Source organism: Mesorhizobium sp. M7A.F.Ca.ET.027.03.2.1, assembly GCF_003999175.1.
Classification (GTDB): Bacteria; Pseudomonadota; Alphaproteobacteria; order Rhizobiales; family Rhizobiaceae; genus Mesorhizobium.
The window spans coordinates 1-5881 of record NZ_RZOM01000314.1 but is presented as its reverse complement, the minus strand read 5'-3'; the positions used below and the strand labels follow the sequence as shown (position 1 = coordinate 5881).

Sequence of the window (5881 nt, the reverse complement as noted above, 5' to 3'; positions counted from 1 at the left end):
GCGATATGTGTGTCGATGTCGGCATTGTCCGCCCGGAGCGAGGCATAGATGCTCTCGGTCGCCTCGGCCACGGTCAGTTCGCTCATTGGTGTCGTCCTTTGGTTGGTTGGGCGGCGCTTAGCACAGATTCGCGGTCCGCCGATACCGAGACCGTCAGTACACAGCGCCCGTCGCGAAAGCCAACCGTTCCTTATGGGGCTTCGTAGAGTTCCAGCGGCAATCCATCCGGGTCCCTGAAAAAGGTAAACCGTTGGTCCGTATATGGGTCGATCCGGATAGGCTCGACGGCAACGCCTGCGGCTTCCAGGCGGATAATTACGGGCTCAAGATTAGCCACAGCGAATGCCAGATGTCTCAGGCCTGTAGCCTCTGGGTGGGATGGCCGCATCGCTGGTGCAGGGAAGGAGAACAATTCCAGTTGGGCCGACCCGATCCGCAGATCCGCCTTCCATGACTGCCGCTCCTCCCGATAAACCTCCCGGATCAGATCGAGGCCGAGGAGTTCGACGTAGAACCGTCGCGACCGGTCGTAGTCGGTGCAGATGAGCGCGACGTGGTGAATGGCGTTCAGCATGCTGCTAACCCTGGTCAAGCTGGGAGATGAGGCCAAGGCGCTTCAAGGCCTGGATCGTCGCGCGCCACGGCTCTGATTTGCCCTGTCCTTCCACCTCACCGATAACACCCGCGTTCCACCGCCAGCCGCCGCACCAGCGCCAGCACGGCATCGATGGTCGGGGTCGGCTTGTCCGTGAGCCGGCCAAGTTCCTGCACCGCGCTCACCAGCGCGTCGATCTCCATCGGCCTGCCGCGCTCCAGGTCCTGCAGCATCGAGGTCTTGTGTTCGCCGACATCGCCGGCGCCCTTGATGCGCCGGTCGACCGCTATAGGAAAACGCACGCCGAGGCTTTCGCCGATCGCCTGCGCCTCCAGCATCATGGTGCGGGCGAGCGCGCGGGTGCCATCGTCGGCGACAATCGCGGCCAGCGTGCTGCCGGTCAGCGCCGAGATCGGGTTGAAGGAGAGATTGCCCCACAGTTTTACCCAAATTTCGCTGCGAATGTCCTCGCGCACTGGCGCTTGCAAGCCGGCCTTGACCATCTCCTCGGCCAGAAGCGTGACCCGTTCGCTGCGCTCGCCGGAGGGTTCGCCGAGCGAGAAACGTTTGCCCTCGACATGGCGGATGAGGCCCGGCGCATCGACCTCGACGGCGGGATAGACGCCCGAGCCGATGACGCGGTCCGGTCCGATCCGCTGCCAGATCGCGCCGCCGGGGTCGACCGCGTTCAGCCTGGTGCCTTCGAGCGGCCCGCCGACGCCGTGGAAATACCACCAGGGCACGCCGTTCTGCATGGTGACGACTGATGTGTGGTCCCCGAGCAGCGGCGCGATCTGGTCGAGGGCTGGGGAGAGCGAATGGGCTTTCAGCGCCAGCACGACGTAATCCTGGGCGCCAAGCTCGTCGGCTTTGGCGGCGGCCCGGACGGGGACCGAAATCTCCTGGCCATCCTCGATCAGGCGCAGGCCGTCCGCCTTGATCGCTTCCAGATGCGCGCCGCGCGCGACGATCGAAAGATCGGTCCGACCAGTGATGGCGAGCTTGGCCGCGAGATAGCCGCCGATCGCGCCGGCGCCGAAGATGGTGATCTTCATCGTCAAAGCCCGAGTTTGGCGGCGAGGCCGATGCGCTGCAATTTGCCGGTCGCACCCTTGGGGATCTCGTCCAGGATCAGGATCTTGCGCGGCACCTTGAAATCGGCAAGCCGTGTCGCGGCATAGGTGCGAATGTCGCCCTCGGTGGCACTGATGCCTTCGCGCAGCACAACCGCCGCGGCCACCTCCTCGCCAAGCTTGTCATGCGGCATGGCGAAGGTGACGACCTGCGCCACTGCCGGATGGTCCATCAGCACGTCGTCGACCTCGAGCGGCGAGATCTTTTCGCCACCGCGGTTGATGATCTCCTTGAGCCGACCGGTGACGCGCAAATAGCCGTCCTCGTCGAGCACACCCTGGTCGCCGGTGTGGAACCAGCCATGCGCGAAAGCCGTGGCATTGGCATCCGGGTTCTTCTCGTAACCCCTCGTGACATTGGGTCCGCGAATGACGATCTCGCCGGTCTCGCCGGCTGCTAACAGCCGCCCGTCGGGCGCCATGACGGCCACGTCCGGGCCGGCGGAGGCGCCGACGCTGCCCGGCTTGCGCAGGCCCGGCGGCAGCCGGTTCGACGCCATCTGGTGCGCGGCCTCGGTCATCCCGTAGGATTCGATCACCGGGCAGCCGAAGGTCGCCTCCAGTTCGGCCATCACCTGCGCCGGCAGTGACGCCGAGGACGAGCGGATGAAGCGCAAGCGCGCCGCCGCCAGCGCCTCGGTGTTGCGTTCCGCGCGGGGCAGGATCGCCTGATGCATGGTCGGCACCGCCGTGTACCAGCTCGGCTGCGCCTCGCTCAGCCACTGGAAAAAGCGCAGCGCGTTGAAACCCGGCGTGCAGTAGATGCTGCCACCGGCAGCCAGCGACGACAGCACGGCCGCGATCAGGCCGTGGATGTGGAACAGCGGCATGATGTTGAGGCAACGGTCATCTGCCGTCAGGCCAAGCGTGCCGCCGATATGGGCAGCCGAGGCCGCGATGTTTGCATGGCTGAGCGGCACCAGTTTTGGACGCGATGTCGTGCCGGAGGTATGCAGCAGCAGCGCAATGTCGCTGTCTTGCGCCATGTCGGGCGCGGCCTGCGGTCCGATCGCTGCGCCCTCGATCATGAAGCTGCCGGCGGGTGTGCCGGGCTGCACGATAAGCCGCAGCACGCCGATGCCGAGGCGTTCGGCCACCGTCACAGCCGGTCCGGTCTCGCCCTCCCCGACAAGGATCGCCTTGGCGCCGATGTCGGTCAGGTAGAAATCCAGCTCGTCGGCCCGGTAGGCGGGGTTGAGCGGTGCCGTCGAGGCGGCGGCCGCGACGGCGACGAAGGCGGTGGCCATCTCAGGCCCGTTCGGCAGCACGATCGCCACCCTGTCGCCGCGGCCGATGCCGCGCGCATGCAGCTGTTTTGCAGTATCGGCGATCAGGCTGCGCAATCCGCCATGGCTGAGCGTCGCCCTGTCGGGTGCCAGGATGGCGGGCGCATCGTCGGCGCCGGCGGCGAGACGGCGGGAGAGATCTGCGTGGGTTTCAGTTTGGGTCATGATCACCGGCTGGATTTCGAACGACTACTGGCGGGAGCCCTTCTGACGGGCTTGCCTCGATACGGATACGCCATTGGACAACGGATCGCCTCAGTAGCCAAGCGCCAAACCATCCTTGCGCGAATCGGAAGCGCCGGTCAGCGTCCCCTTCTCCCAGTCGATCAGCACCACCTGCCCGCCGCCCAGCGGGTGATGCGGTTCGGCGATGCGGTGGCCGCGCCGGCGCAGGCCCTCGATCGCCTCGGTGGGAACGCCACGCTCGGCCTCCACGGTGTCATCATTGTAAAACACCCTCGGCGCATCCAGCGCCTGCTGCGGGTCCATGCCGAAGTCGATCATGTTGGTCAGCAGATGGACATGGCCGAACGGCTGATAGCCGCCGCCCATGACCCCGAACGGCATCACCACGCGGCCGTTCTTCGTCGCCATGCCCGGCATGATCGTGTGCATCGGCCGCTTGCCCGGTGCGATCGCGTTCGGATGCGCCGGGTCGAGGCGGAAGCTGGAACCACGGTTCTGCAGCACGACACCGGTCTTCGGGCCGACGACGCCGCTGCCGAACGAATAATAGGTCGAGTTGATGAAGGAGACCGCGTTGCGGTCGCGGTCGACGATGGAGATGTAGACCGTGTCACTGCCGGGCAGCTCCACGCGCGGCAGATGCGTCATGGCGCGGTCGCGGTCGATCTCGGCGCGCAGCCGGTCGGCATAGGCGCCGGACAGGAGCTGCTTCACGGGCACTGGGACATGGTCCTGGTCGCCGACATAGCGGTCGCGGTCGCGATAGGCCAGGCGCCCGGCCTCGATCTCCAGATGCAGGCGCTCGGCGCCATTGGGGTCGAGCCCGCCGAGCTCGAAGCCCGACAGCAAATTGAGCATCAAAAGCGCCGTCAGCCCCTGATTGTTCGGCGGCATCTGGTGGATGTCATGGCCGCCATAGGAGGTGCTGACCGGCGCCACATAGTCGCCTCTGGTCGCGGCGAAATCCTCGGCCGTATGAAGTCCGCCCAATTCGTTGAGCCGGCTCACCATATCGTCGGCGACCGCGCCCTCGTAGAAACCGGACCGGCCGTGTTTGGCGATGATGCGCAAGGTCTCCGCCAGTTCCGGCTGCCGGTGGACGTCACCCGCCTTCGGCGCCTTGCCGCCGGGCAGGAAGATACGGGCGGCATGCTCGTCGGCCGACAGGTCGGTTTCCGGCTCGGCCCAGTCGAAGGCGACGCGGTCGTGCACGACATAGCCGTTCTCGGCATAGTGGATGGCCGGCGCCAGCGTCTCGGCAAGGCCCTTGCGGCCATGGTCTTCGAGCAGGCGGCTCCAGGCGTCGACGGCACCCGGCACGGTGACCGCATGCGGCCCCTGCAACGGGATGCGGTCGAAGCCTTTCTCGCGGTACCAGTCGACTGTCGCCCTGGCAGGCGCGCGGCCGGACCCATTGAAGGCCAGCACATTGCCTTGTCCCCCGGGAGAATAGAGCACGAAGCAGTCGCCGCCGATGCCTGTCGATTGCGGCTCGACCACGCCCTGCACGGCGGCGGCGCAGACCGCGGCATCCATGGCATTGCCGCCTGAGCGCAGCATGTCGATGGCCGCAAGGGTTGCAAGCGGATGCGAGGTCGCGGCAACCGCCTCGGTGGCACGAACCGGCGAGCGGCCGGGAAACTGGAAATCACGCATTCTGTCTGGATATCCCATGGGTCACTTCTGCGAATTCGTCTGGTGAATCAATGCCGCCGGCCGAAGATCTGCGCAACCGACAACAGCACGACCGAGAGCACGATCAGGCAGGTCGAGATGGCGGCGATCGTCGGGTCGATCTGATCGCGCAGCGCATTGAACATGCGGCGCGTCAATGTCGTGGTCTCGCCGCCCGATATGAACAGCGAAACCACCACTTCGTCAAAGGAGGTGATGAAGGCAAACAGCGCGCCCGAGACGATCGAGAAGCGGATCTGCGGCATCGTCACCTGCCAGAAGGCGGCGACGCGGCCGGCGCCGAGGCTGCGCGCCACCCGCTCCTGGTTCATGTCGTAGGAGCGCAGCCCGGAAAGCACGGTCAGCACCACCAGCGGCAGCGCCTGCACCGTGTGCGCGATGACCAGGCCGGTCAGCGTGTTGTTGAGCCCGATGCGCGCATAGAGGAAGAAGGTGCCGATTCCGATCAGGATCACCGGGACGATCAGCGACGCCGTCAGCAGCGCGTTGATGGTGCCATTGAAGCGCAGCGTGCCCCGGTTGATGGCATAGGCGGCCGCGGTCCCGAGCGGTGTCGCTACCAGCACCGTCATGACAGCCACCTTGACCGAGACGATCGTGGCGTCACGCCATTCCAGCGACCCGAAATAGGTCTGGTACCAGCGCAGCGACCATTGCTGCGGCGGGAATTGCAGCAGCGTCGAGTCCGAAAACGACATGATGACGATGATGATCGACGGCGCGATCAGGAACAGAAGCACGAGGCCGCCGAGGCAATAGAGCCACAGCCGTTGCCGGTGCGAGATAGGCAGGCCAAAATCCTCGCTCATCGCGAACTCCACACACCTGTGGCGCGCGCGCCGAGCAGCCACTGGAACAGGCCGAGAAGCGCCAGCGTGACCACCAGCAGCACCACGCCGAGTGCTGCACCCGCGCCCCAGTTGGAATAGAGGCTGGTGGTCTGTTCCATGCGCATCGCCCACATGATGACCTTGCCGCCGCCCATC

At 65.9% G+C, this 5881-nt stretch carries 5 protein-coding genes and 1 pseudogene; all 6 read right to left on the bottom strand.

Going from position 1 to position 5881, the window contains the following annotated elements:
• Positions 1–190 precede the first annotated feature (190 nt).
• Positions 191–574 (bottom strand): VOC family protein, encoded by a 384-nt coding sequence (locus EN750_RS15615; RefSeq protein ID WP_127322566.1) that lies wholly within the window; start codon positions 572–574, stop codon positions 191–193.
• Between the two features lie 95 nt (positions 575–669).
• A complete protein-coding gene (locus tag EN750_RS15610) occupies positions 670–1650 on the bottom strand; it encodes a 2-dehydropantoate 2-reductase (RefSeq protein WP_127396948.1) in 981 nt (326 codons plus the stop codon).
• Positions 1651–1652: 2 nt separating this feature from the next.
• Positions 1653–3179 (bottom strand): acyl--CoA ligase, encoded by a 1527-nt coding sequence (locus tag EN750_RS15605; RefSeq protein WP_127396947.1) that lies wholly within the window; start codon positions 3177–3179, stop codon positions 1653–1655.
• 90 nt (positions 3180–3269) lie between these two features.
• Positions 3270–4856: a gamma-glutamyltransferase gene (gene ggt, locus EN750_RS15600; protein WP_127396946.1), complete on the bottom strand. Its 1587-nt coding sequence runs from the start codon at positions 4854–4856 to the stop codon at positions 3270–3272.
• A 47-nt stretch (positions 4857–4903) separates the two neighbouring features.
• The gene (locus EN750_RS15595) at positions 4904–5704 is read right to left on the bottom strand and encodes an ABC transporter permease (protein WP_127328093.1); all 801 of its coding nucleotides are present in this window, start codon (positions 5702–5704) and stop codon (positions 4904–4906) included.
• Positions 5701–5881 (bottom strand): annotated as a pseudogene (locus EN750_RS15590) (ABC transporter permease); the annotation flags it as partial. The pseudogene EN750_RS15590 and the gene EN750_RS15595, both read right to left, overlap by 4 nt.